This window comes from Myxococcales bacterium (genome assembly GCA_016706225.1).
Lineage (GTDB): Bacteria > Myxococcota_A > Polyangia > Polyangiales > Polyangiaceae > JADJKB01.
Genome location: JADJKB010000024.1, coordinates 1 through 25,730, shown reverse-complemented (window position 1 = coordinate 25,730; position 25,730 = coordinate 1). Strand labels below are relative to the sequence as shown.

The 25,730-nt window shown below is 66.5% G+C and carries 20 protein-coding genes; 2 read left to right on the top strand and 18 right to left on the bottom strand.

The features are described 5' to 3' along the window. Nucleotides 1-24 precede the first annotated feature (24 nt). On the top strand, nt 25-2,163 hold the full coding sequence (locus tag IPI67_35970; GenBank protein MBK7585569.1) for a low temperature requirement protein A: 2,139 nt from the start codon (nt 25-27) through the stop codon (nt 2,161-2,163). Nucleotides 2,164-2,180: 17 nt separating this feature from the next. Here the strand turns inward: IPI67_35970 and IPI67_35965 are convergent, their stop codons facing one another. Beyond that, nucleotides 2,181-2,660, bottom strand: coding sequence for a hypothetical protein (locus IPI67_35965; GenBank protein ID MBK7585568.1), 480 nt, complete (start codon nt 2,658-2,660; stop codon nt 2,181-2,183). Nucleotides 2,661-2,777: 117 nt separating this feature from the next. Here IPI67_35965 and IPI67_35960 point away from each other — a divergent pair, with 117 nt between their 5' ends. Further along, nucleotides 2,778-3,284: a nuclear transport factor 2 family protein gene (locus tag IPI67_35960; protein ID MBK7585567.1), complete on the top strand. Its 507-nt coding sequence runs from the start codon at nt 2,778-2,780 to the stop codon at nt 3,282-3,284. Between the two features lie 23 nt (nt 3,285-3,307). On the opposite strand, the gene IPI67_35955 is transcribed toward IPI67_35960, so the two are convergent. The 17 genes from IPI67_35955 to IPI67_35875 all read right to left on the bottom strand — a co-directional run bounded on the left by IPI67_35955 (nt 3,308) and on the right by IPI67_35875 (nt 22,693). After that, nucleotides 3,308-4,036: a hypothetical protein gene (locus IPI67_35955; protein ID MBK7585566.1), complete on the bottom strand. Its 729-nt coding sequence runs from the start codon at nt 4,034-4,036 to the stop codon at nt 3,308-3,310. A gap of 5 nt (nt 4,037-4,041) precedes the next feature. Then, nucleotides 4,042-5,061 carry a radical SAM protein gene (locus IPI67_35950; GenBank protein MBK7585565.1) on the bottom strand — a complete coding sequence of 340 codons (1,020 nt, stop codon included), beginning with the start codon at nt 5,059-5,061 and terminating at the stop codon, nt 4,042-4,044. Between the two features lie 40 nt (nt 5,062-5,101). Beyond that, on the bottom strand, nt 5,102-5,860 hold the full coding sequence (locus IPI67_35945) for a hypothetical protein (GenBank protein MBK7585564.1): 759 nt from the start codon (nt 5,858-5,860) through the stop codon (nt 5,102-5,104). A gap of 16 nt (nt 5,861-5,876) precedes the next feature. Further along, the gene (locus IPI67_35940; GenBank protein MBK7585563.1) at nt 5,877-7,154 is read right to left on the bottom strand and encodes an ester cyclase; all 1,278 of its coding nucleotides are present in this window, start codon (nt 7,152-7,154) and stop codon (nt 5,877-5,879) included. Between the two features lie 143 nt (nt 7,155-7,297). Continuing rightward, the gene (locus IPI67_35935) at nt 7,298-7,939 is read right to left on the bottom strand and encodes a hypothetical protein (protein ID MBK7585562.1); all 642 of its coding nucleotides are present in this window, start codon (nt 7,937-7,939) and stop codon (nt 7,298-7,300) included. Nucleotides 7,940-8,216: 277 nt separating this feature from the next. After that, a complete protein-coding gene (locus IPI67_35930) occupies nt 8,217-8,663 on the bottom strand; it encodes a hypothetical protein (protein MBK7585561.1) in 447 nt (148 codons plus the stop codon). Beyond that, the gene (locus tag IPI67_35925; protein MBK7585560.1) at nt 8,660-9,568 is read right to left on the bottom strand and encodes a hypothetical protein; all 909 of its coding nucleotides are present in this window, start codon (nt 9,566-9,568) and stop codon (nt 8,660-8,662) included. The genes IPI67_35930 and IPI67_35925 overlap by 4 nt, the downstream gene beginning before the upstream one ends. 37 nt (nt 9,569-9,605) lie before the next feature. After that, on the bottom strand, nt 9,606-12,080 hold the full coding sequence (locus IPI67_35920) for a phenylalanine--tRNA ligase subunit beta (protein MBK7585559.1): 2,475 nt from the start codon (nt 12,078-12,080) through the stop codon (nt 9,606-9,608). An 86-nt stretch (nt 12,081-12,166) separates the two neighbouring features. Then, on the bottom strand, nt 12,167-13,540 hold the full coding sequence (locus tag IPI67_35915) for a beta-lactamase family protein (protein ID MBK7585558.1): 1,374 nt from the start codon (nt 13,538-13,540) through the stop codon (nt 12,167-12,169). Nucleotides 13,541-13,811: 271 nt separating this feature from the next. Next, nucleotides 13,812-15,059, bottom strand: coding sequence for an endo-1,4-beta-glucanase (locus IPI67_35910; protein ID MBK7585557.1), 1,248 nt, complete (start codon nt 15,057-15,059; stop codon nt 13,812-13,814). 47 nt (nt 15,060-15,106) lie between these two features. Further along, complete coding sequence (locus tag IPI67_35905) at nt 15,107-16,267, bottom strand: VWA domain-containing protein (protein ID MBK7585556.1); 1,161 nt, start codon at nt 16,265-16,267, stop codon at nt 15,107-15,109. A 161-nt stretch (nt 16,268-16,428) separates the two neighbouring features. Then, nucleotides 16,429-17,544 carry a DUF4340 domain-containing protein gene (locus IPI67_35900; GenBank protein ID MBK7585555.1) on the bottom strand — a complete coding sequence of 372 codons (1,116 nt, stop codon included), beginning with the start codon at nt 17,542-17,544 and terminating at the stop codon, nt 16,429-16,431. A gap of 12 nt (nt 17,545-17,556) precedes the next feature. Then, complete coding sequence (locus tag IPI67_35895; GenBank protein MBK7585554.1) at nt 17,557-19,398, bottom strand: GldG family protein; 1,842 nt, start codon at nt 19,396-19,398, stop codon at nt 17,557-17,559. Nucleotide 19,399: 1 nt separating this feature from the next. Continuing rightward, on the bottom strand, nt 19,400-20,134 hold the full coding sequence (locus IPI67_35890) for an ABC transporter permease (GenBank protein MBK7585553.1): 735 nt from the start codon (nt 20,132-20,134) through the stop codon (nt 19,400-19,402). 2 nt (nt 20,135-20,136) lie between these two features. Continuing rightward, complete coding sequence (locus IPI67_35885) at nt 20,137-21,318, bottom strand: ATP-binding cassette domain-containing protein (GenBank protein ID MBK7585552.1); 1,182 nt, start codon at nt 21,316-21,318, stop codon at nt 20,137-20,139. A 245-nt stretch (nt 21,319-21,563) separates the two neighbouring features. Beyond that, complete coding sequence (gene sctR / locus IPI67_35880) at nt 21,564-22,316, bottom strand: type III secretion system export apparatus subunit SctR (protein MBK7585551.1); 753 nt, start codon at nt 22,314-22,316, stop codon at nt 21,564-21,566. After that, nucleotides 22,313-22,693: a flagellar biosynthetic protein FliO gene (locus IPI67_35875; protein MBK7585550.1), complete on the bottom strand. Its 381-nt coding sequence runs from the start codon at nt 22,691-22,693 to the stop codon at nt 22,313-22,315. The genes sctR and IPI67_35875 overlap by 4 nt, the downstream gene beginning before the upstream one ends. Nucleotides 22,694-25,730: the final 3,037 nt, after the last annotated feature.

The following is a 25,730-nucleotide window of genomic DNA, read 5'->3' as shown; positions in this document are numbered from 1 at the left end:
CCGGAGACGACACGCTGATACGGCGTGCGGAGTCGCTGGTTTCATCGGGCGTCCTTGTGGGTGCCCAAACCCGGGCGGGAGCGAAAGGTCGGCTGGCTCGAGCTCTTTTATGATCTCGTCTACGTCGCGGCCCTGGTTCAGCTCGGCTCGGCCCTCGCATCTCACGTCAGCATGTACGGCGTGCTGGCCTTTGCCGGCCTGATGATCCCGCTGTGGTTCACCTGGACCGGGTTCACCTTCTACAACAACCGCTTCCTGGTCGACGACGCGGTGCACCGCCTGTTGGTGTTCGCGCAGATGCTGGCCATCGGTGCGGTCGCTGCGAGCGTGCCGCGGGTGCTCGACGGGCATTTCGGGACCTTCGCCGTTGCCTACGGCATCGTGCGCGTCGTCCTGGTCCTGATGTACGCGAGGGCGCACGTCCAGGTCCCCGATGCGCGTCCGATGACGCGTCGTTACTCGATTGGTTTCGCGCTCGGCGCAGCGCTGTGGCTGGCCAGTGCATTCGTGCCGCCGCCGTGGACGTTCTTCTTGTGGGCGATGGCCCAGGCGGTCGATTTTTCGACGCCGCTGGGGCGTAACGCCATCGGGATCATCGAGCGTTACCCGCCCGACATCGGGCACGTGTCGGAGCGCTACGGCATCCTGGTCTTGATCGTGCTCGGCGAGTCCTTCGTCAAGGTCCTGAGCGAGCTGGCGGAGCGCGGCCTCACCCGCGAGACCGGCATTCTCGGCGGCCTCGGACTGCTCGTCACCTGCACCGTCTGGTGGATCTACTTCGATGACGTGGCGGGCGCGCGAATCAAACCGCGGCGCCTGGGCACTGTGCTCTGGGTCTACGCCCACCTGCCGCTCGCCATCGCCGTGACGGCGCTCGGGGTCTCGCTGAAGAAGGCGGTCAACCTCAGCTTCGAGGACATTGGCAGCGCCAAATACCGCTGGCTCTTCTCCGTCAGCTTGGCGCTCTCTCTCGCCGCGGTGGGGTTCATCGACTGGCTGACCGAGCGCCGCGAGTCCGACTTTCCGGACGACGCCCGCGTCACGGCGCGCTTCGTCTCGGCGGGCCTGGTGTTGACCCTCGGTGTGGTCGGCGGCTTCGTCCCGACCTGGGTCTGGCTCGCCTTGATCGCATTCGTTTGTGTGGCGCAGGTGGCCTTCGACATTTCGATGTCACCGCGCGAAGCGGACCATCACGCCCACACGAGCGCCGAGCACCACGCGGCGAAAGAGGAGGCCACCCCGGAGAGCGCAGCTCCCGCTTGGAGCACGCCGCCCGAGTCCGCGACGCCACCGCGGCGCTGGGATCCGAACGAGGCGGTGCGTCGCGGCGCGCCGAGCGCGTTGCGACGAGATCTCTACATCTATTTCATCGAAGGGTCCTGGTGGCGGCTGTTCGGAGCGTGTGCGTTCGCCTACGGGTTCGGCAACCTGGTGTTTGCGTCGCTGTACCTGCTCGACCCGAGCGGGATCGCCAACGCCAAACCCGGATCGTTCCAGGACGCCTATTTCTTCAGCGTGCAGACCATGGCCACGATTGGCTACGGCAACCTGCACCCTGCCAGCACCTACGCCGACGTGCTGGTCACGATCGAAGCAGCCCTGTCGTTGGTCAGTGTCGCGGTGGTGACCGGCTTGGTCTTCGCGAAGCTCGCACGGCCGAGCTCCGGCGTGCTGTTCAGCAAGGTCATGACCGTCGAGATGCGAGAGGGCAAACCGACCCTGATGTTCCGGGTCGCCAACGCCCGGGGCAACGACGTGGTCGAGGCGAGCCTGAAGGTCACGGTGCTCCGGGACGAGGACACGCCGGAGGGGCACAAGATCCGGCGACTGCGCGATCTCCCGCTCGAACGCTCGACCCAGCCCTTGTTCGTGCTGTCCTGGCTGGTCTTCCACCGCCTCGACGAGACGAGTCCGCTCCGAGACCTGACGCCGGAGAACGCCACGACATCTCTGCGAGGGTTCGTTTGCACCCTGATGGGCCACGACGGGACCTACGGCACCACGACGTACGCGCGGAAGCTCTATTATCCCGAAGACATTCGCTGGGGCCATCGCTTCGAGGACGTCATCAGCGACCTACCCGATGGCCGTCTGGTGATCGACTACGACCGCTTCGACGCAACACGACCGGTCGAGCCGCAGACTGACGAGTCATCAGCCTGAGACAATCCCGGGAGCTCTCACGGCGCGTAGACGTCCGCGTCCCATCTGCCGAGCACAGTTGCCCCTTGCTGCAGCTCGAAGTGCCACTTGCCCGGCGGGTCGCCGGCTTCGAAGAACATCTCTTGGCAGAAGTCTCCAGCACTGCCCTCCAGAGGCTGGAGCTTCATTCGAACTCCGTCTCCGGCCTTCTCTTGCTCGAGCTGGACGCTGCCCGTCTTGATGGCGGAGGGAGGCTTGACCAAGATCGAGAGCTCACCGATCGCGGCCGGGTTCTCGTAGTGAAAACAGATCCCGAAGTTGTTGGCGGTCTGGCCGCTGCTGCTGGGGATGAGCGGCAGCCGCGACGTCTCCTTGGCCAGCTTCAGGTTCGGCATGCTGCCGCTGATGGTCCCGAGCTTCGCCTGGGTGACGCCGCCCTTCGAACCGCCCTTGCAAGCCAGGAGCGCGGCGCCGAGGAGCAGGATGAGCCAGGCTCTGTTCACGTGCGTCGAATGCATGCCGCGTCTGGTAGTCGAACCCGCGGGCGAAACGAAGCGGAATCTAGCCCAAGCCGTGCCCCTGCCGCGGCACTCCGTCCGTTGACGGCAGCGGGCGCCCTCACTACCAATCGGCGCATGACGGCAACGACAACGGCCGGGGACCGCAAACCCGTCGAGCTGATGCGTGAGTTATTCGAGCGGGTCTTGAACCAGAGGGACGCCGACGCACTCGTCCCGTACTGGGCTCCGGACATCGTGGAGGAATTCCCGATGGAGACCCTGCGCGGCCGGGACGCGGTCCGGCGTTATTTCGCCGAGACCTTCGCGGCGCTGCCGGACTTCGAGATCAAAGCGAAGAGCATCGTCGGTGAGGGAGAGACGGTGTTCGTGCGCTGGCGAGCCACGGGGACTTTCAGCGGGGCGCCGTGGATGGGCATCGAAGCCACCGGCAGCCGCATTCAGCTCGACGGCATCGACTGTTTCACGATCCGCAACGGCCTCGTCGTCTCCAACTTCGTCGTCTTCGATCAGCTGGCCTTCGCGCGGCAGATCGGCATGCTGCCCAAGTTCCGTTCTGCCATGGACCGCGCGATGACCCGCGCGTTCAACCTCCGCACCAAGCTGACCCGCCGTCGACGTTGACGGCCCGGGCGTTGGCTTTGGGCTCACCCGCGATGGTCCGCGCGAAAGCGCACACGAGCCGCGGCCGGCGCGGAGCACGGCACGACGCGTGGGAACGGTTCACACACGAGCTCGAGCGCATCCAGCTCCGTCGCGCAGGAAAATGCGCGCCCGTCCGCGTCGATGAGGTGCAGGCGCCGAGCCAGGTGGCGCCAGCGCGCTCGAAAGCCCGGGCACGCGGCCTCGACGAGCGACAGCGTCGCGGCACCCAGAGCGAGCGTTGGCTCGCAGTCGAGCGCACACGGCGCGTGGGACACCAGCGCGAGAGGGCCAAGCAACCACGCCGACTCGGGAGCAAAGGGTCCGCCAGTCCTGGGCAAGAGCGCATCGAAGAGCGAGGCGTCGTCTCTGAGCTCGAGTCGAAGGTAGGCCTCGACGCAACACGATGGATAACCGAGTAGCCCGCCCAGCTCGCGCACAGCCGCAGAGTCGCGGTCGCCGGCGGCGTCGAGGTCGCGCGCGCGGTCGAGCTCTGGCCTGTCTCGAGCCGCCAAGATCACGGGACCGCACTCGATGAAGTCGAGCCCGCGCGAGCGAAACCACTCGACGGCAACCCGCGCCTCCTCGGCAGAGCGCGTCTCGCGCTTGATCACCCGGCGCAGGCCAGCCTCGAACTGGAGGAGCTCCGGATCGAACGGCCAGATTGCGCCCTCCGCCGGCGATCCGGAGCGCGCCAGGCTCGACCAGCGGGGAACTCGCGCCCGGTCGGGCATGGGTGTCACTCGGCTGCCGCGTGCACGACCGGGACCATCTCGTCCCAGCCGTAGCGCGCGAGGTAGTTCTTCCAGACGCCCTCACACACGGCGTCATAACGGCAGGTCGCACACTCCGCACGTTTGACCCGCTCGGCCCCGTCCAGGTCGGCACGCGTCACGAGCGTCAGTCCCCTGCCCTTGCCGTCGGCGCGCCGGGCGTCGCGGTTCTCGAGCGGCATCTCCACCCGACTGTCGAGGTCGAAGTGCCGATACTTCTCCACGTAGCCGCGGTTGAAATCCGGGATGCCTTCCGTCGTGCAGAGCGGAATGTCCACCAAGAATGCCATCGCGCGCGGCTCGGCAATGGCCGCAAGCGCTCGGCGCGCTTCGGCGGCAATCTCGGTATAACGCGGGAAGAGCTGGTCGAAGAAGGTGTGCGCGCGACCGTTCGCCTGCATCACGTTGAACACGACCTGGTGCACGCCCAGCCCGCGCAGGAAGCGGTAGATCTCTTCCAGGTGCGGCAGGTTGCGCCGAGTGATCACGGTCGAGGTGTGCAGCTCGACGCCGTGGGGTGCAAGGCGAGCGGCGGCGCGAAGTCCGGCCACGGTCTGCCCGAAACTGTCGGGTGTGCGGGTCAGGCCCTCGTGCAACGCCTTCTCGTGGCCATGAATGGAGACGTAGATGCGATTCAGGCCGCGCTTGGCCAGGGCAACGGCGTAGGGCAGATGCCCGATGCGCCGGCCGTTGGTCATCATGCTGATACGCCGGTACCCGAGCTCTTTCGCCAGCTGGATGAAGTCCGGCAGATCTTCCCGGGTGGTCGGCTCGCCGGAGGTGAAACAAATCTCCTCGGACCCCTGATGCGACTCGAGCACCCAGCGCACCCGCTCGGCGGTCATCGCGGAGTTGTTGACGTAGCGACCCTCGCGATCCTCTTCCATGCAGAAGATGCAGTTGTTGTTGCACACCGCGCCAATGGCAATGTGCACCCGCTCACTGCTCCCCCGGATCCGCTCGACGATGTTGGGCTCGGAATCCACGCGCGCCGAAATCGTCGCGCGTGAGCCACTTCGGGTCAAGCTAGCGCTCGAGCACGATGGCAAAGCTCCGGTGATCGCGCGCATCCGGCGGGCGCTCACCCTCCCAGATCACCTCGTAGCCCGTCACCAGATAACTCCTGCCGTGCACCAGGACGCGCTTCCATTCGTGGGGCATCGCGGTGAGGCGAGCACCCTCCGACTCGAACCTGAGCGCGTGGGTGTGCTCCACGGATTTCTGCTGGGTGGGGCGCACCTGACTGGTCGCGAGCGCCCCGCGCTCGACTTTCCAGCCGGGCGCCGAGTCCTGATCACCGCTGCCCGAGATCACGAGCAGTGTGCGGCGCGCCATGTCGCGCATCACGGCGTCACACACGCGGTGCCACCCACCCTTGCGACAGTCGATCTCGAGCGTGACACGCTCACCCACCGCAAACGGCAGCGCGAGCGCGGGCGGCGAGTGAAGCAGGTAGAACTTCTCCGGTTTGCCGAGCACACTCAGCGTGACCTCGGTCCAGGCGTCGAGACCGCTCTCGCCTCTCGGAGCGCGCACTTGCTCGACGTTGCCGACGAGAGAAACGGGCTGGCGCCGGCCGGGCTCGACATGGATGGCAAGCTCCGCCGGGCCCTTCGGTTCGGGCGGGCGCACGACGGGCGGTGGCGCACTCGGCGCCGGGGTCGGAGCGGGAACGCTGGAGCTCGGCTCTGGTGCCGCCGTGGCCACGTGCGGAGGTGGTTTGGCGGGCTGGGTGGAGGTTCCACCGCAACCCGCCAACGATAGTGCGAGCCAGGCACGCTTCATCGACGTGCAGCGAGCGTCACTTCTTGCCAGCCGGGGGCGCCGGCGGTTTCGCGGGCACCGGGGCGACCGGAGCCTTGGCTGGCGCAGGCTGCACCCCGGTTGCCGGCGCGCCCGGCTTGATGCCTGGCGGCGGCAGCGGCGTCGTGGCCTTTGGTTTCGGGGCCGGTGCAACCCACTTGCCGGGCGCGGGTGCCTTCGTCGTCGGGGCGGCCTTGACGGCCGGCTTCGGCATCAAGCCGAAGGCGCCCGCGAACTCGGCTCCGGAACCGTAACTCCAGCCATGAACCATCTTGCCACCGCTGGTCTTCATGACGTCGAGGCCGTGAAGCGTGCCGTTCTTGTTGGTTGGCTTGAGCGGCCCGAGCGCACCCTTGAACGTGCCGTTCATCTCCGCCTCGATCACCACGTAGTCGCCGGCAGCCCAGACGTTCTTGTTCTCCATCTTGATGTCGGGGAACGCCTTCAAGAAAGCATCGAACTCCTTCTTCGCCGCGGCCTTGCCCTTGGGCGAGTCCTTCGGCTGCGAGAAGTCGGTGTGCTCGGCGTCGTCGGCCAAGGTCTCGAGGAACGCCTTCGAGTCCTTCTTCGCCCAGGTGTCGTAGAACTGGGTTACGAGCTCGACGTTCTTCTTCTCCGCGTCGTTGTTGCCAGCCACCACCCACTCGGGCTGATGGTCTGCGGGCACCTCCATCACCGGTCGGCCCTGCATGCCCTTCGGTGCGGCACCGAGCTGCGCCATGAAGGTGACGTGGTCGAAGTACATGTGCTCGCGCTTGACGCCCTTGTCGCCGAACCAGAGCAGACTCACGCCGCGGTAACCGAGGCGTTTGCCCGTCGGTTTCATGCCCATGAAGTCGCCGCTGTGGGTGCCGTTGAGTACCCACTCGAGCACCAGCACGTCGCCCACGTGCATGCCGCGCATGGTGGTCACCTTGGCGTCGGGGAAGGCCACGAAGAACTCCCCCATGTTCTTCTCGAGCTCGGCGCGGCCCTTGGTCTCGCGCCAGCCCTCCATCGACGGGTAACCGAACGCAACGTCGTCTGCGTACAGCGCTGCCAGCTTCTTGGCATCGTGCGCCTGCCACGCGGCAACGTTTGCCGTCATGTGCGCCTTCTGCTGATCCAACATGCTGAGCTTGACGGGCTCGGGGGCAGGCGGCGGCATCGCCGGCATCGGTGCCGGCATCGGCGCCGGCATCGGTGCCGGGGGCGGCGCGGGCGGCGACTCGGTCGTCGCAGTACAGCCCAACGGGATCCAGGTCACCATCAACACGCCGAGCAACGCTCTCCTCATCGAGTCCTCCTCAGCTGCCTTGCAGCTCGGGTCTCACTCACCCAGCAAGGCAGCGGAGTCAATCGGTGGGGTCGAACTGCGAGTCTGGCGCGAGCTCTGGCGGGGCGCTGACTTACCCTGTCGCGCCCCACCTGCTCCTGGCATCAGAACGTTCCGCCAAAGCTCATCCCACCCCAGCTCATGTAACCACCCTTGCCAACCAGCGGCGTGTACCCGACGCGGAAGACGAAGCCGCCGTCGGCAGGGGAGTAGCGGTAACCCACGACGCCGGTTCCGGCCACGCCGACACCCTCACCCGATGCGCTCGCCGCGCCGCCTGAAGCGCTCGCCGAGACGTAGATCAGCGTCGCTCCGGCGCCCATCTCCAGCTTGTGGTTCTTGCCACCGACCATGTAGTTGAACATCGCGGGGGCGGTAACCAGGCTGGCTTTTGCGGTGGACGTCTGCCCGTCGCTCGAGGTGCCGCTGGCACTGATCGAGAGGTAGCTGAAGCCAAGGCGCGCGCTCAGGTCGTTGGTGAGCATTCGCTCGTAGTTGATCGAGTAGAGCCCGCCGTTGCCCAAGAGCTCGAGGTAAACCAGGTTCTTCGCCTTGCGATCGTTGCTCGTGCTCTTCGCCTTCGGAGCGTCGCTCGGGCGATCGGCAGTGGGAGGCGGCAGCGCGTCATGACCACCCAGATCGCCGTCCCCCAGCGTTCCCGCAAGCGCGGTCGCCGACAGGCTCGTGAGCATGCTCGTGCAGACGCCCAGACCAACGATGATTTTTCGCAGCTTGATGTTTGCCATGGTGATTGCTCCCCGTGTGATGAAGAAAAGGTCGTTGTCTCGAGCATCGAGCCCCGGCTCCCTGCTCTTGAAACGGAGACAATGCAGGTGCGATGCCAAGCCACATCCGGTGTGGTTCACCCACTCTTCGACTCGGGTCGGGGAAGCACTCGGTGTTCGGCGGAGTAGGAGGCCCGCCCTGCGATCTGCGGTCCTTCCGCCGCATCCACGGGGATGCACGTGGATCCGAGCGTCACTCGCGGCGTAACAAGCGTGACGTCTCGCTACGCTGGCAGGCTCACGGGCACTGAACGCCAATGCTCGGCGCGCTGGATTGAAAGCTCGCCAGCAAGGTGGGGCACACCGTCGAAGGTGCGATGCGCATCGACCCGCAGATGCGATGCACCGAGGGGTCACCGCCGCTCTTTTGATAGAATTTCAGACAACAATCGGCAGCGCGGTCGCAGTCCGGACCGCCGCGAGTCTGGCCGGGACCCCCGAACGAACCCCACATGTCGTCGGGAGAGCCTGGCTCCGAACCCATCGCCTCTTCCGGCACGACGGGCGTCTGGCGCATGCCCGATGGTGGCACGGCGTCCTCTTTGGCCGCCTTCTCCTGGGCCGGGGTCACATCTGGAATCAGGACGTCCGGCCCCCGACTTGGGGCCTCGCGCGTGCCCGACGCTGCTCCGCAGGCAGTCGCGACCAGGAGGCCCAACGACCAACCGGCGCGGCGCCAGCTCACAGGATCATCCCGACGCCCAACTGAGCCGAGAAGCTCGAGGCAAGCTCAGGAAACCCGGCCATGCGAGCCGTGCCCCCGGCTCCGTCAGCGACGGGTTGTTCGTGAAACAGATCTCCCGACTGCTCACCAACGAGACCGCCGGACACGGACAAGGTCGCGGCGAGCCAGTGCGGAATGAAATCCCATGTCGCACCCAGCGCCGCGCTGTATTCGAGAAAGACTCCGGAGCGATCGGCGTAGCGGATCTGATTGGCGCCGGTGCTCGACGGCTCCGGAGCTGTCGCCCTCGCCCACGCGATACCAACGCCGCACCAGACCCGCAGCGTTGGCAGGGGCATGAAGGTCGGCTCGGCGCGCGCGCCCAGCTGAAACACTCTCAGATCAGGTTGGTCGAGCTGTGTGTCCGGGAGCCCGAGGGAGCCCCGAGGAACATCGACGGCATGCGTCGCGTTGTTGAAGTAGATCCGCAGCCCGAGAAAGCGCCAGAGCTCCGCCCGAGCGTGAACACCGTACCCGAGACCGGGTGCGTAGCTGACGTCATCGCCTTTGGCGGTGCGCGCCCAGAGGCCGACGTCGGGGCCGAGCTCGAGATGGCGGTCGGGATCGCGCTCCATGGGCTCGCCGAACACCGGACGCGGTTCCTGTTCGTCCGCCCGCGCATCGCCGGGCGGCGGCAGCGTTTTGTGGACTACCTTCGGTGGCTCCGGAGTCAGCTCGACCTTCTCGCGCGGCTTCGCCTTGTCGTCCTCGTCGTCGAGAGAGTCGGAGTCGGCCGAGGGCGTCGCCGAATCAACCGGGATCTTGGCGGGCTCACCGGGCTTGGTCGGCCCCTTGGGCGGCGCACCCTGCGCAAAGGCGCTTGGGGCCGAGAAGGCCAGCAGCAAGCAGAGCGCCAGGGGCCGCATGGCTGTCACGCTACCCGAAGTCTCGGCGCCGCGCACGCTACGCACGCAGCTGTCCACCGAGGCGCTCGGTTGCTGCCTTGACCACTTCGGCATGGCGCTGGTCGACCTCGCGGTCGGTCAGCGTGCGCGCCTTGTCGGGCTCCGTTGCGGCCTTTGGATCTCGATAGACGAGGTGGAACGCGAGCGAACGCTGTCCGTCCGGGACCGAAGCACCGCGGAACATGTCGAAGAGCTCGACCGACTCACATAGCTCCCCAGCTGCGCCGCGGATCACGGCTTCGACCTGCTCGGCGCTCACTCCGTCGTCGACGATCAGCGCAACGTCACGCGTGACCGGGGGCAGCCGCGGGATCGGACGATAACGCGGAGTCTTCTCGCCGAGAGCCTCGATGGCCGCGAGATCGAGCTCTACGACGAACGCCTCGCCCCCGAGATCGAACGCGTCCGTCACGTCCGGGTGCAGCGGACCGAACACACCGACCCGCACTTCGTCCACCAGCACCTCGCCGGCCCCGCGCGGGTGCAGGTGAGCGGTGCCAGGTGTGCCCGCTGCGAGCCGACCCCGCGCCGACCGCCCGGTCAGACGCTCGGTGAGCTCGACGGCCAGCCCCTTCGCGTCGAACACATCCACCTTGGCCGGCACCGCCAGGTAGGTTGGCCTGGGCCCAGCGACGATTGCAGCGAAGGTCGGTCGTTCGGCGGGCAGGTCTTGCGCCTCGTCCGCGTCGCGCGGGCGCGCAATGCTCGTCGTCTCTTGCGCCGCGGGCAGAAACCGAGCGCCGACGGCGAACAGTCGCACGGACTCTTCACCGTGGCGCCGAGCGCGCGCGAGTGAGTCGAGCAATCCCGGAAGCAAGCTGGTCCGCATCACGGTGCGCCCCTCGCTGAGTGGGTTCTTGATCTGCACGACCGGCGGCGGCGCGCCGAGCGCCTGCAGATCGCGCGGTGATACGAAGGCGTAGGTGAGTGCCTCCGACAGCCCCAGCGCCGTCGCTTCGGCGGCGACTCTGCGCTCCAGGTTGCCGCTGGTCCGGGGAGTTTGTGGGGCGATCGCAGGCAGTCGAGTCGGGATCTCGTCGAGCCCCCGCACTCGCGCGACCTCTTCGATCAGGTCGGCCTCGCGGGAGATGTCCGGGCGCCACGAGGCCCCGCGCACTCGAGCCTCGGTCTCCGACTCTTCGAAGACGTCCAGACCCAGCCGGCGCAGGATGGACGTGGCCTCTTTGAAGGGCACGTCGAGGCCGAGCAGCGCGTCGAGCTTGGCCTTGCGCAAGCGCACCTCGGGCAGCGGCGCGTCGGCGGACTTCGCGTGAATGGCACCGGACACCGCCGCTCCGCCGGCCAGCTCCGTCAAGAGAACCTTGGCGCTCTCGAGCACGCGCGGCACGGCACCGAAGTCGACCCCGCGCTCGAAGCGAAAGCTCGACTCGGTGTGGAGAGCGTGACGTCGTGACGTTCGCCGAACCCCTCGCGGGGTGAAGTAGGCACACTCGAGCAGCACACGCCGGGTGGTGTCGCGAATTTCGCTGTCCTGCCCGCCCATCACTCCGGCCAGGGCGCTCGGCCCTTCGCCGTCGCAGATGACCAGATCGTCCACGTCCAGGCTGCGTGCCGTTCCATCGAGCGTCGTGAAGGGCTCTTCGTGTCGCGCGCGCCGCACGACGACGCGAGCACCTCGCACGCGGTCGAGATCGAATGCGTGCATCGGCTGACCCCAGCCCAGCAGGATCAAGTTCGTGATGTCGACGACGTTGTTGATGGGGCGCACACCGAGCTTGAACAACCGCCAGCGCAGCCACTCCGGCGAGGGGGCAATGCTCACGTCGAGCACCGCCGCGGCGCCATAGTGCGGACAGCGTTCGAGATCCAGATTTTCGATCGTGATCAGGCTGTCGAGGGCGTCGCTGGCGATACGCCGCGGCGTCCCCTGCTCTGGGAGCCGGAAGTCGAGGCCGAACAGCGCTGCCACGTCGCGCGCTACGCCGACGTGTCCGAGAGCGTCGGGGCGATTCGGAGTGACGCCAACGTGAAAGATCGTGTCACGGGCCTCGGGCAGCACGTCGAACAGCTTGGCGCCTGGGGCGCCGAGCGTGGGGTCGAGCACCAAGATGCCTTCGCTCGACTCCGAGAGCCCCAGCTCCTCTTCACTGACGAGCATGCCCTCACTCTTCACCCCCGCAATCTCTCGCGGGCTGAGCGGGCCGAGCCCGGGGATCACCGTGCCGAGGGGAGCCAGCAGCACACGTCCGCCCGGTTCGGGCACGTTGGCTGCGCCACACACCACTCGCTGCTCTTGCCCACCGCGATCGACCGTGACCAGCCGGAGACCGCTCTTGGTCGGGTGCGGTTCGATCGTGCGAACCTCGGCGACGACGATCGGGTCCAGGCCGAGGCCAAACTCTTGCACTGCCTCGACCTCGAGTCCGGCATGGGTCAGGCGTTTGGCGACCTCCGAAGCGGGGGCAGCCAGAGTGGGAACGAGCTCACAGAGCCAGCGATACGAGACCAGCATGGGGGGCGAGGATCTAGCACGCGTGGGCGGCGCCAGCGAGACGTGAGGGGTGGCGAATTTCCGGTCCGGCGTCGCGAGCGGCGAGCTCAGCGCGGCGCACGTACGAGCGCGCTCGCGAGCTTCAGCATGCTCGGAAACGAGAGGGCCTCGGACTCCTCGGCCCGAGGCCGCCGGCGTCGCTGCCGGACCACGACCAGCTTCGACTCCGGGAAGACGGCGAGCCGCTGCCCCAGGGAACCGTCCGCGTAAAAACCGATGGCGTGATCCGGGCGTTCGCTCGAGAGTTTGCCGCCGCTGGCAACCCAGGCGCTCAGGTGCTCGCGCTGGGGCTCTGAGAGCCGAGAACCGAGCTCGAGCCAGAGCGCTTCGCTCGAGCTGAACTTGCGCCCCACGAGCGGAGTCACCAGGTCCTTTGGCAGCACGAAGTCGGCGCCGGCTTTACCGAGATCGATTTCATGAACCGTGCGTTCGTAGCGAAGCCACCAGAGCAGCCCGTAAAACGGACTCTTGTCACTCGGAGTGTGCAGCGCACGCACGCTCTCGGGCGCGAGCAATTGCTTGCCTTGGAAGCGTCCTTCGTCGAGGAGCAGCTGGCCGATGCGCGCCAGATCCCGAGCCTGGAGCGCCAGGCCGTAATAGGTCTGGACGTTCTGTCCAGCGTCGCGATCCCACTGCCAGCCGCGAATGCCGAGCGGGCGGAAGAGTCTCTCGTCCAGGAACGCGTCGACGGGTTTGCCCGCTGCTTGCTCGACCACGACGGAGAGCAGCTGGGTCGCCTCGTTGTTGTAAGAAAATAGCGAACCGGGCTCGTCGACCACCGCCGCACGGCGCGCGTACGCCGTGCGATCTTTCTGTCCGTTGAAAGCACGAGCGTCCTTGCCGTGGGCGAGGCCCGACGATTGCGTGAGCACGTGACGGAGCGTGACCGCCGCCTTCTTCCCGCTCTTGAACTCCGGCAACCAGGTCGAGAGCGGGGCGTCGAGCGAGCCGATCTTCTTGCTCTCCAGCAGCAGCAAGATGGCGAGAGCCGTCATGCTCTTCGTGACGCTCATGGTCTCGATCGGGCCGCGACGAGCGCCGAAGTAGCGCTCGGCGACGACCTGCCCGTCCACGAGCACCAGCAACGAATCACTCTTGGTGCGCTCCGCCTCGCCAATCAGTACGTCGAGTGACGCGCCGTCGACCCCGAGGGCAAAGGCGTCGCCGCGCGGGAGAAACCCAGCTTCAGCGAGTCCGTCGTCGAAGAGCTTTGCAGTCGGCTTGGCGCGCGGGGGCGGGGCGGGAGCCGGCGGCGTCGCGGAGGCAGCCGGCACCGATGCAACGGCCGGCGCGACGGCGCTCGGCTGCACCGCCGCGCTCGCAGAGCTGCAGGCGGGGACCGGCGGGCATTGAGCAGGAGGGACCGCACAAGCAGAGAGCAACAGACCGACGAGGAGTCCCCACGGGGCGGCGCGCAGCATGTTGGGGACGGTAGATCGAAATCGGCTGACTGCGTGGGTTCCGCGGCAGTGGCTGGTGGCGGTGACCCAGGCGAGAAGCCGACCCATGCGAGACCTCTAGCCATGATGCTACGATCATCGGGCCAACCCAATGGCAAACCCCATTCGTCCGCTGCCCACCTACGCAGAGCTTCTGGAGTTGCCGTCGGATGTCCGCGCGGAGATCTTGGACGGCGAGATCGTGGTGGCCCCGGCCATCCGCTGAAGAGTGAGCCGGCCGCGCATCACCCGCTCACCACCCCATGAGCTTCTTCAGCTCCGCTGTCAGCGCAGCCCCCATCGAGGCGTGGGTCTTGGCGCTCGGATGCCAGTCGCAGCCCCAGCCGTCCTGGGTGAACGAGAGGGTCACGGCGACGACCTTCGTATCACCCGCGCTCTTGCGCTGGCCGACGGCCTTCTCGATGTAAGCCTTGGCCGTCGACAAGTCAGTGCCTGAGAGCAGCGTCGGCACGAGCGCGACGAGCTCGGCGTTCGGGTACTTGTCGCGCAGGTGTTTCAGGAAATCCTGATACGCCCCCGTGAACTCGGCGTCCGTTGGATCGCCGCCGGTGGAGAAGTCGTTCGTGCCGAGGTTCACGACGACCGCGTCCGGCTGCCAGGAGAAATCCCAGACGCTCGTGGCGCTGGTTGGGATCGCGCGATCGTAGAGCGCCGGGAGTGGGTCGGTCTTGTTCGTGCCGTAGTTGAAGATCACACCCTTCCCTGACCACGCAACCGTCACCAGATCAGCCCCAAACGACCGCGCCGCGACCGCCCCGTAGGTCAGGTAGTGGTTCTCGGTGTCCGCGCTGAAGTTACAGTACTGATCCGCACCTTCATTTCCGTAACCACAGCTGATCGAGTCACCGATCACCTCGATCTTCTTCGTGGCCTCGGGCGGCGGCGGGAGCAGCGTGCCCGCCCCGAGATCGACTCCGTAGAACTTCGTCGCTCCGTACGAGGCCTCGGTGCGCCGGAAGAGCCAGACCTCGTGCTCGGCCTGAGCGAGTCCCTGTGCAACCACGTACTTCTTTTGTCCGGCCGTGGTCGCGAGCCGCGGTTGCTCCTTGCCGTCGACGAGCAGCGTGAAGAAGTGCGCCGGGTCGTCCAGCTCCACCGAGGCGTCGGTGCCCGAAAAGCGAAACGCGATCCCGCTGCCGGACCAGGCAAACCGCGTGACCCCGGCCTGACTCGTATCCGTGCGCCCGATGAAGCGCACCGCGGGAGTACCCGTCGTGCCGCCCACGCCCGCGCCGCCGCCTAGGCCGCCACCGCCGCCCGCCGCTCCCCCGCTTCCGGACACCCCACCTGCCGCGCCGACACCACCACCGGACGCTGCACCCGAGCCGCCCGCACCCGAGCCACCCGAGCCGCTCGAGCCACCGTTGCCCGAGCCGCCAAGCCCGGCGCCACCGCCCGTTCCCCGGCTGTCGTCCGACGAGCCACAGGCGACCGCCCCGAACAACAATGCCCAACAGCTCACCCGCATCAACCAGCGCATGCGCCGATGTTTGCAGATGGCTCACCGCCGCGCCACCGCCGCCAGCATTACTTCGGCGGAGCCAGCTGCGTCGCGCAACCGAACTGGACGTCGATCTTGCCCGCCGAGTCGCTCTGGATCGCGTTGCAGGTGTCCGGGCACACCAGCACCATGTTCGGATTCTGCTCGTTGTCGTAGTGCCAGCCGCCATTCGGACCGCAGTCCGCGGCGCTCGCGACCTTGCCGAAGGTCGTCTGCTGACCGCCGCCGGCCGTGAACATCACGTTGACCTTCTGTTTGTCGAAGTTCTCCCCCGGTGGCGCAGCCGGAATCTTCCAGCCGCAAGAGAGCTTGCTCGACGCGACGACGCCTGCCGCGAGCTGATCGAACACGGGCTTGAAATTCTGCGTGCACAGATCGCCCGCCACACCCGTCGTCTGCTGCACCAGCTGCTGGTACACCGAGCCCTGTTTCGCGGCGCTCGGGCACTTCGAGAAGCAGTAGATGCCGTACATCTTCCACAGCCCCGGCGAGATCGTCCCCGGATCGAGCGCGTCGAACTGCTGGGTGAACGAAGCCGCCGGGAGTGACGAGTTGTCGTCCGTCACCACGGTGAGGATCTTGAGCGAGTCCGGCCGGAGCGCGTTCTTGTAGCTCGGATACGTCTGCAAGATCAGCTGCAGCGCATTGGTGCTCGCGACCTTCTGGAACACGTGGAGGAAGTTGGGACCAAGGTTATCGTCCGGGCATTTGCCCGAGCCGAGCGGCGCGTCGATGCAGATGCCCTTGTCCGGGAAGCCGGGGACTGGCGGCGGCTCGTATTGCTGGGCAATCAAGATGACGCGCACATCGACACCGGCCGCGGTGATCTGCTGCGAGAACGCGTTCATGTTCTGCCGCACGGCCGCGGTCTCGGCGGTCATGCTGCCGGAGGTGTCGATGGCCCAGATCACGTCGATGGGCAGGACCGCGTTCGAAGCTTGCTGGGAGACACCGGCGCACTCCTCGGCGCCGCCTCCTCCTCCGGCGTTGCCGGAGCCCCCGAAGGAAATCCCACCCCCGCTGCCGGACGTGCCACCGCCGGCACCGCTGCCACCGCCGCCCAGGTTCACGCCGCCCCCGGGCCCGCCGGCGATGTCGTCCGCGCTCGGATCAGGCGCCGCGGAGCAGGCCGCCAGGAATGCCAAGCCCGAGACCCCGAGGCCAGTCACCCATTTCGACACGTCCATGGCTTGCCCTCAGCAAGACACGCGCCAGCCCGGGCCTTGCAAAGGTTCGCAGGTTTTCGGCGCACGGAACGCCGACATCCCGCGGAGTCCGGACGCCCCGGGGACCCAGTCTGGACTGACGCTCTGCCCGCGACGCGCGCTCGTCGCGCACGCGCGCCCGCTCAGGGGTTGTCGTCCATGCCGGGAGGCGCGCCCATGCCGGGAGGCATGCCCATGCCGGGAGGCATGCCCATGCCGGGAGGCATGCCCATGCCAGGCGGCGGCTCGGCACCCGCGTCGCCCTCGGGCTTCTGGAACTTGTCGGCCTTCGCGAGGGCCCAGTCCGCGGCCCACGAGCCCATGCTGATGGTCTCGGTTCCACCTTCGACCTTGGCCCAGCGGCTCGAACCCTCGGCCGTCTTGCCGATGTGCAGCGTCTTCTTGGCGCCGTCTTCCATCGTGAAGGTGATGGTCGCCGCGGCCTTGTCGAGACCCGTGTCTTCGTCCGACTTGCCATCAGCGAAGTTGTCGGCGTTCAGACCCTTGTACGCACGGATCGCGTCCTTCACCTTGGCTTCATCGAAGCGAGCGATGGCCTTGGCGCCCGGATCTTTCGGGCCCTTGTGCTTCGCGGTCCACTTGTCCTTGTCCTTGGCGAAGGCAAAGGTGCCGTTCTCGTTCGTGATGTCGACGGCCTTGACCTTCTCTTCTTCGAACTTGAAGACAGCGCGGTCGCGCCAATCTTTGACCTCGCGGTCGTAGAGGAAGCTCGAGTAGCCCTTGATCGAGTAGACCCCGTCGCGGCCGGCGATGCGTGTCATCTGCCCGCGGGACCCGCTGTCACCCAGCCACAGCTCGGTGATCTTGTCCGCGCCCTTGAACAGCGTGACGTGCAGCCCCTTGCCGTCGGCCACGCCGTACTTCTCGTAGGCGGCCGTCGAGGGGTCGATCACCTCGGTGAGCTTCAGGGTCTTCAGGTTGCCGAGCAGGCTGGTGACGTTGGTCTGGTTCGCCGCGGCGGTGCTCGGCGCAGTCAGCTCCCAGCTCTCGCCCTTCTTCTGCAAGGTGACGTCCACACCCTTGCCCGCGTCGCCGGGGGCCTTCGAGAGCACGATCTTGTCGATCGTCTTCGTCTGCTCTTCGCTGATCTCCAGCTTCGGCAGATCCGCGCTCTGTTTCTCGGCGGTGTAGGTGGCCGCCTCTTCCTTCTGCTTCTTGTTCTGCATGTAGACGGCGCCGCCGAGCACGGCGAGCACACCTACCGCGATCATCAGTTTATTTTCGGTGCTGAGAGCCATGGCCGAGTCCTTTCAGACTTTCTTCTGCGACCGCTTGCCTTCGCGGTAACGCCAGCGGCCGAAGCCAAAGAGGGCGAACAGCACAGGCACACCGAGGGTGAGCGACCACTGGACCTTCTGCTGCACCGCCTTGCGACCCTGGCGGTACTCTTCGTCCTTCTTCTTGATCGCGGCCTCGTCGTCCTCTGCGGCGATCTTCGGCTTGGCGATGCTGGAGTAGGTGAGGTTCGGCTCCGACAGCAGCTTGGCGCTGGCCGCCAAGAGATCGGCGTCGCCGCTGATCCAGTCGAGGGTGTTCTTCACACTCAAGATGGTGCCCGTCAGGTAGTCGCGCGCGTAGGGCTGCGCGATCATCTGCAGCTGCTGATCACCGCCCACTGCGCCCATCATGGCAAACTGTCCACCCAGGTCGGGGCCGTTGCCCGAGTAGGCGAAGGGGTTGGTCAGGAACAGGCTCGAGGCAACCAGGAGCACGCGGGACGATTCCGGCGCGCGTTCGTTGGCCTTGATGGTCGCGTCGGCGGCGAAGGCACTCTTGAGCTTGCCCTCGGCGACCGCGGCCAGAATGTGCTGGGCGTAGGGGGGCTTCGGCGCCCACTCGGCCCGCAGCTTCATGTCGATGTTGTCGCCGGTCGCCACGCTGGCAGCGGGCGTCGAGCGAGCCACTGCGTACAGCTTCACGTCGTCCGGCTGTTTGTCCTTCGCGAGCTCGATGCTCGACGGGAACGGCAGCGCGACCTGGTCCATGCGGAAGAACCCCGCAAAGCCGGTGTCGAGCAGCTTCTCGTCACCCTCGAAGCGCGGGTCGTTGATCACGTGGGCAATGCCCGGGTGGCGGATCGAGCTGACCCCGCCGGTCGCGGTCATCACGCCCACGCGGAACTGCGCGCCGAAGTCGAGCACGGCGTTCTTCTGGACGTTGAAGCCGTAGCCGAGCAGCAGTTTGTCGAGGCCGTGCCACGACAGCGACGCCTCCATCTTGGGGTCCTGGGGCTTGAGCGTGACCGCCGAGGCGTACACGACCAGCGCCTTGTTGCCGCGCATCAGGAACTGATCGACACGGCGCAGCTCCTTCTCGTCGTAGTCCTTGCGCGGCTGCGTGATGATCAGGCCGTCGAGGGCCGCGTCGATCTCACTCTCGCCACCCTTCAGGTCGACGGTCTCGAGCGCGTAGAACGGAAACGCCTGCTCCAGGATGCTCTGAATGCTCGGCGCGGCGCCCTTGCCCTGGCGCGGCACCAGGTTCGGGTCCGTCATCTTCAGCTCGTCCTTACCGGTGACGACGCCGACCCGGTGTTTGACGTTCTCGGCCTTGTCGCGGACCTCACGGATCTTGTTGGTGATCCAGAACTCGAGCCCCTCGGCGCGGTTCGGCGCAAGCTGGGGGATGACCCCCTTCTCGCTGCCGTACTTGAACACCAGGCCCATGTAACCCTGGGCGATGCTCGCCTGATCGTCGCCGGTGGCGCTCGTCTCTCCGAACGCCATCTCTTGCAGGCCGGCTTCCTTCGCCGCTTCGCGCTGTTCGTCGGTCTTGGCCTCGATCAGCGTGAACTTGAGCTTGCCCTTGCTGGCCCGCTCGTACTCCTTGAGCAAATCGGTCAGGTCGCGCACGAAGGCGTCGACCTGCGCGAGGCCCTTGGTGACGTAGGCTTCGACCTGGATCGGGCTGTTCAAGTTCGCGACCAAACGGCCGCTGCCGTCACTCAGCGTGTAGCGCTTGGTGTGGGTGCGATCCCAGCGCTGATTCCAGCCGACGCTGAGCACGTTCGCAACGACGGCGATGGCGAGCAGCACGACGAGGTAGAGCCCGGTCTGGGCTGCGGCTTTGCGCTTCTGGTCTTGGGTAGCCATGTCACGCCCACTTGCGGCGCTCGAGCGCCCGGAACGCGATCACCAGAGCAACGACGGTGACCGACAGGAAAAAGATGACGTCGCGGGTGTCGATGAGGCCTCGATTGAAGCCCTGCATCCGCGACTGGAAGCTCACGTAAGCGAGCACCGTGCCCAGAGTTCCCGGCTGAGTCTCCGCAGCGGTTCCGAGGAACCAGAGCAGCACCAGCACGAAGAAGGTGATGAAGAACGCAACGGCCTGACTCTCGGTCAGCGCGCTGACCAAGAGGCCGATGGCCGTGGCCGCCGCGCTGAACAACAGCAGCCCGAGGTACCCGGTCATGATGGGTCCGTAGTCGAGCGAGCCGAGCACCCACGGGAAGCGGAACATCGCGATGGGGTAGGCCAGCGTGGCGAACACCAGGATCAGCACCAGGCCGAGCGCGCCGAAGTACTTGCCCAAGATCACGTCGCTGTCCTTGACGGGCAGGGTGATGAGCATCTCCAGCGTGCCGCTGCGCTTCTCTTCCGCGACCAGGCGCATGGTCACCACGGGCACGACCAGGCACGAGAGCCCGAACGGCACGTAGTCGAACAAGGTCTGCATGCTCGCGCGGTCGACCTGCCAGAACCCGCCTCGGTACATGAAGAACATCAGCCCGAGCGCCAGGAAGCTCAGACAGATGACCACGTAGGCCAGCGGTGAGTCGAAGTAGGACCGGAACTCACGCCGGGCAATCGTCACCATTGCCGTCATGACTACTTCTTCTTCCTCTCCGAGGACGGTTCGTCGTCCTCGTCATCGTCGTCGTCGTCGGACTCTTCTTCGTCGGACTCTTCTTCGTCCGACTCGTCCTCATCCGACTCGTCTTCGGACTCTTCTTCGTCGGACTCTTCTTCGTCCGACTCGTCCTCGTCCGACTCGTCTTCATCCGAGTCGTCGTCGTCCTCGTCCACCCAATCGCCCCCGCGGTCGAGTCGCTCGTCCCCACGGGTGAGGTCGCGGAACACGACGTCCAGGCTCTGCGCGTCGCGCCGCAGCTCGAGCAGCGTCCAGTTCTTGGCCACCATCAGCCGGAAGATCTCGGCGCGCATGTCCGAATCCTGGGCGCCGGACAGCTCGAACTTGTGAGCCGTCTCGTCCGTCGGTAGCTCGCGGATCGCAGCGGCCCCGTCGAGCCGACCCAGGGCCTCCTCTATTTCGATGGCCTTCGGGGGTTTGTTGCCCGCCTCCGCTCGGGTCTCGTCGATGGTCACGACGTAGCGGACGCGCCCGGTCTTGGCCCGGATGTCGTCCAGCTGCCCGTCGGCGACCACACGACCCTTGCTCACGATGATGGCGCGAGCGCAGGCCTCTTCGACCTCGGCCAGGTTGTGGGTGCTGAGGAGAATCGTGCGGTCCTTGCCGATCTCCTTGATGTACTTGAGCACCTCGGCCTTTTCGTTGGGGTCGAGGTCGCTGGTCGGCTCGTCCAGGATCAAGATCGGCGGATCGTGAATCAGCGCCTGACCCAGACCCACCCGCTGACGGAAGCCGTGTGACAGCGTCGAGATGGTCTTGCCGAGGGACTGGCCGAGACCACAGACCTCGATCACCTTCTTGAGGCGTTGTTTGAAGGTGCCGTCGTCGAGCCCGCGGATCTTCGCCACGAACTGCAGGTACTCGTACACGTTCATGTCCGAGTAGAGCGGCGCACGTTGCGGCAGGTAGCCGATGGTTCGTCGAACCTCGAGCGGGTCGTCGAAGACGTCGTGCCCGTGAACCTTCGCGGTCCCCGTGCTTGGCGAGATGTAGCAGGTCAAGATCCGCATCGTCGTGGACTTGCCAGCGCCGTTCGGACCGAGAAAACCCACCACCTCACCGCGCCGGACCTCGAAGCCCACCTTGTCCAGGGCGCGAACGCTCCCGAAGCGCTTCGTGAGCGCGTTCGCAGAGATCATCACGTCGGTTGTCATCCGAGCTCCAAAAAAAGCGAGGGAAACCCTCGTTGGGAAGGAAACGCCGAGACTCGACTGGTCTCCCAGCCGGCTCGGGCCGCGGCATCCTAGCGACGACGCGATCCGTGTCAACAAGCCGGATCAGCCCGGCGAAGCACCGCAGAAACCCTGCGCTTCTCGGATTATTCCCGGGGATCCGCAAGATTTTTGCGGCGAGCCGGGGGCGGCCTCGGCGCTGCGCGGGCCGCTCAGCTGACCCGATAACCGGTCACCAGCGCCTGAGCCAGGAGGCCCCAGCCGTCGATGGCAACGAACAAGAGGAGCTTGAAAGGCAGGCTCACCTGCGTCGGATTCATCATCTGCATGCCCAGGGCGAGCAGCACGTTCGAGACGACCAGATCGAGGATCAAGAAGGGTAGGTAGATGGCGAAGCCGAGGGCAAAGGCCTCGATCAGCTCCGTCACGACGAAGGCGGGGATGAGGATCACCATGTCGGCGCGCCCCACGTCTTTGCGCTCGGCCTCCGGGCGCGCGGCCCGGGCAATCTCGTAAAAGCGGTCCAGCTCTCGCTGGGAGGCGTTGGCCTTCAGGAAGTCCCGCAGTGGGTCGCGGGTGGCCTCGAAGGCGCCTTTCACGAAGGCCGTCGTGTCGGTGATGGTCTCCGCCTCGATCAGGGGTTTTGCCCGATCGTGGATGCGCGAGCCGACCGGCGCCATTGCCAGCAGGGTCAGCGCGCCGGCCAGCGCCATGATCACCGTGTTCGAGGGCACGTTCTGCGCGCCGATCGCGCCGCGCACGATCTGCAAGACGGTGGAGATCTTCACGAACGCGGTCAGGGTCATGAACGCAAACGGGAGCAGTGAGACCAGCGCCAGCGCAACGACCAGCGCGAGCGGCCGGCCGAGCAGGTCGTCTGGCGCGGTGTTCTTGGCCTGAGCGACAGCAACGGCCGGGGTGAGCCACACTGCCGCTAGGAAGCCGAGGCGCACGAGCTTCTTCATGCGTCCTGTTCCTCCGCGTCGCTGGGCTCCGCGCGCGCGACCGCGGCGGGCGCGGGCTTCTGTTTCACCCGCGCCAGGACCTCGGCGAATTTCGCGGGCGCGGCGGTCTCGCTCGACAGGTCGAGTCCGTCACCCGGGAGCTCCCCCAGTTTGGCGAGCCCCGCTTCGCTCGCGCCCACCACGTAGACGGTCTTGTCGACGCGGACCAGATAGATTGCGCGCCGCCCGTCGAGCGGGAGCCGACCCACCAGGCTGACTGGCCCCGCCGGTCGCCCAACGCCCAAGCGCCGCGCGCCGTACAAAACGAGCACTGCCAACGCGATGACGCCGAGCAGCGTCACGAGCGTTTCGATCACGTATTTCGTGAGCGGGCTCATTCCCCAGGGCGCGGAGCCTACACGAGTTGGGCAGACAGGGAAGTGACGGGTGGGGCGCACCGCGGAAACGAGCGCGCAAGGCGGCGAGGGGCGGCGAGGTGGCCGCGATTCGGCGGCGGGGGGGCGCGCGGACGCGCATGCGCGATGGAGAAAGAAGAGAGGGCGGGCGGGGGCGGGGCAGGGGCAGAGGTCAACGCGCCGGCGGGTGTTCGCCAAGCACCAGTATCCCCGCTACCCCGCGACGCATAACAGCGGCCCCCACGCGGCCCAAGGGGACCAAGAGGGGAGGCGGTCCAACAAGCGGAGGTGCTATCCCCCAAGTCGCAGTAGAGATATTGGTTGGACGAAGCCGCTGGCGCAGCAGGAGTAGCGCCGCGTGACGGGCGGCGTCTGAGCGGCTGCCCGCGGCGACGTCGCGTCGCGGCGATTCCTGCCGGCTCGAACATGAGCGGCGCCGCGCTGTGTTCGTCGGCGATCTGCTGATCGCGCCCCGATGGCCGGGGTGCGCAACGCCGGTTAAAGCGGGACAGCTGCGAAACCGATAATGAGACATCAGGCTGCGCGGTCTTTCGCCGCACGCTCCAGACCTCTCTGCGTTGCCGAAGTTTTCCGTGAAACTGCCACGGCAGTCACCGACGCTGATGGGCAAGGCCGAGGTTGAGACTTCTTTGCCGCACCTGGTCCGAGGACCCGCAGCGCTCGCCATCGGCGTGCAACGTCTGCGCCGCGGCGCTGAAGTTTCTCATGCGCACCCTGGAGCGACCGGAAGAGAGGTCGCCGGATCCAGCAGATGCGCGTGCCGCATCGACTGCCGCCATCCTGAGCGGCGACGGATCGACAACTGCTCGGTGACGCAGGGGTCGCTCAGAATGCGGCGGCGATCGTGATGCCGCGTATGGGGCCGGCCTGCGGGATCAACGAGGTGCTCAACTTGCGAGTTGCGGGACATCGACGTCCGTCGCATGGTGATTCACATCAGGCAAGGGCAAGGTCGGCGTGACCACTGCGATGTTGCCCAGCTCGTGCTGCGACCGCTCCGCCGCGTGCTGGAGCAGGCAACCGCCGGGTCCCGGGCTGTTTCAGGGAAGACGCGGGCCGCGTCCTGTGCCGGGACACCGTGGGCGAGGCGTTGGCGCGGGCGGCGGTCCGCGCAGGGATCAAAAAGCCGTGCACCCTCGTGTCCTGCGCCATGCCTTCGCCACGCATCAACTCGGGACCGGGACAAATCTGCGCGTTGCGGGTCCTGCCACTCGGTCCGCGCTCCATCAGCACGACCTTCGCTACGCTTAGTTCAGCCCAGTAATGGTCGGAGGACCAAGACCCCAGCGGACCGGCTGCCGAGACGGCCTCGCCGGTGCCCAGAAAAGCGGTCTCGAAATCGGCCGCGCTGGGCGGCGAACGCCGCCGGCGCCGTGCCATATCTTCGAACCAACCTGAAGGCAGGCCGTCGCTGGAGCTCGCGGATGTCGTTCGCGCGTTCCGGCCGGTCCCCGAGCAACAACATGCACTGACCCTCGCCGAGCGCGCTATCACTCAAACGCCGTGCGCGCGTTGCCGCCCGGTGACGCTACCGGTGAGCGTACGGCGGTGTGTCCTCGTCCTGAGCTTCCCCGTCAATCCTAAGTTGACTCCATCGCCACAACCGACTTTGCCCGAAGTGCCCGGCAGGTGGCTTGCAGAGCGAAGTGGATCATGGCAGGCGGTTGGAGCGCGTACCGCCAGAAAAATCTATAACCACGTCGTCTTCACACCCCCTCGCTCCAGTTGCGGAATCAAAATCTCGCCACTCAAAGATATCCCCAAAAATTTGCTCTTCCGTTGTGCATCCGCCACGCCGCCCAACTCAACGTGCAGATCCAAGCATTGCGGCGGCGAGCTCGGCGGCGAACTGGCGGTGTTTTTACGTGGACGCAGAAGCTCGAATACCATCCGCCTCTTCTGTCAATGGCTGAGGGTGCAAAATGCGCTCAAGCCGGACGACTTCGCTGGATCTACCCGCCAAAAACTGCCGCCCGGCGTAGTCATGGGTCGGCTGTTCCCGCAGAAGGGTACCCGACGCCCTCCGCGCCTCGACCTTTTACTCCGGCACGTTGCGCATCGGCCATTCCACCCGTTTCGCCCGCGCTCATTGCGAACCTTCATCGCAAGAGCTGGAACCATTTCGCCGCACAAACGCCCCGCTAGCGGCTTACCCAGGTGATCCATGCCTATGGCCGATACACTCACCGCGTCCCCATCACCAACCCTCGACAACACGCGATGGACCAGCGCGGCGTCACTTCTCCGCACCAAGAGTGGCGAGCACATCACGCTCGGCTGGCGTCCGCACGACCATCATGCGGAACTGGCTTCGCCCACATCCTGCCGCCCGGCTTCACCGGATCCGACACGCCGGGCTGTTAATGGCGACGCACCCCCCACCGGCAAACTCGAAACCGCGCGACATCTACGACCCCCCAAATCCGCTCCGAACCCCACCGCTTCGCTTAGCTCACTCGCGACTTCCCTCTGCGCGCCGCCAAGTGGCTGAAGTGATCCCGCATCCCGACCGACATCAGAAAATCGACTGCCCGCGCTATTGTCCAGCCGTCGTGCGCTCCAGCGCTGCGACGTTCGCCGCGCTCGGCTTTGACGCCGGAGCCTCCCCAAGCCCCAAAGACAAACGCTGCAGCCAGCGCACCGAGATCATCACCGATTGGCCGCTCGCCCTCGGTGGTCCTGCCCCACGTCCATCCTCTGACGCGCAATCCGCGCCGGTCACCCTCCGCTCGACCCTCGGACCACCTCCGGATGCCGCCTCATCACCAGCGACCGGCCGCGCGGAGCCTCGACGTCGAGCCGGGCGAGCGAATTTTCTCCATACCAGACCTGTGGCCCCCCATCCCGGCGCCGCACCAGCGGCTCCGTCCCAACTCGACGATTGCGGCACCGGACGCCACAAGGCCCAATGACCTCGTACTCACACGCAACGGCTGAACCGTGGGCCCGCTCCCGCAATCGCGCTATTCTTTGTACAGCCGGACATTTCGGGCTCTCC

Coding starts and splice junctions, on each gene's coding strand:
- IPI67_35965 (MBK7585568.1), bottom strand. CDS start 2,660: ATGCATTCGACGCACGTGAACAGAGCCTGGCTCATCCTGCTCCTCGGC.
- IPI67_35960 (MBK7585567.1), top strand. CDS start 2,778: ATGACGGCAACGACAACGGCCGGGGACCGCAAACCCGTCGAGCTGATG.
- IPI67_35955 (MBK7585566.1), bottom strand. CDS start 4,036: ATGCCCGACCGGGCGCGAGTTCCCCGCTGGTCGAGCCTGGCGCGCTCC.
- IPI67_35945 (MBK7585564.1), bottom strand. CDS start 5,860: ATGAAGCGTGCCTGGCTCGCACTATCGTTGGCGGGTTGCGGTGGAACC.
- IPI67_35940 (MBK7585563.1), bottom strand. CDS start 7,154: ATGAGGAGAGCGTTGCTCGGCGTGTTGATGGTGACCTGGATCCCGTTG.
- IPI67_35935 (MBK7585562.1), bottom strand. CDS start 7,939: ATGGCAAACATCAAGCTGCGAAAAATCATCGTTGGTCTGGGCGTCTGC.
- IPI67_35925 (MBK7585560.1), bottom strand. CDS start 9,568: ATGCGGCCCCTGGCGCTCTGCTTGCTGCTGGCCTTCTCGGCCCCAAGC.
- IPI67_35920 (MBK7585559.1), bottom strand. CDS start 12,080: ATGCTGGTCTCGTATCGCTGGCTCTGTGAGCTCGTTCCCACTCTGGCT.
- IPI67_35915 (MBK7585558.1), bottom strand. CDS start 13,540: ATGCTGCGCGCCGCCCCGTGGGGACTCCTCGTCGGTCTGTTGCTCTCT.
- IPI67_35910 (MBK7585557.1), bottom strand. CDS start 15,059: ATGCGCTGGTTGATGCGGGTGAGCTGTTGGGCATTGTTGTTCGGGGCG.
- IPI67_35905 (MBK7585556.1), bottom strand. CDS start 16,267: ATGGACGTGTCGAAATGGGTGACTGGCCTCGGGGTCTCGGGCTTGGCA.
- IPI67_35900 (MBK7585555.1), bottom strand. CDS start 17,544: ATGGCTCTCAGCACCGAAAATAAACTGATGATCGCGGTAGGTGTGCTC.
- IPI67_35895 (MBK7585554.1), bottom strand. CDS start 19,398: ATGGCTACCCAAGACCAGAAGCGCAAAGCCGCAGCCCAGACCGGGCTC.
- IPI67_35890 (MBK7585553.1), bottom strand. CDS start 20,134: ATGACGGCAATGGTGACGATTGCCCGGCGTGAGTTCCGGTCCTACTTC.
- IPI67_35885 (MBK7585552.1), bottom strand. CDS start 21,318: ATGATCTCTGCGAACGCGCTCACGAAGCGCTTCGGGAGCGTTCGCGCC.
- sctR (MBK7585551.1), bottom strand. CDS start 22,316: ATGAAGAAGCTCGTGCGCCTCGGCTTCCTAGCGGCAGTGTGGCTCACC.
- IPI67_35875 (MBK7585550.1), bottom strand. CDS start 22,693: ATGAGCCCGCTCACGAAATACGTGATCGAAACGCTCGTGACGCTGCTC.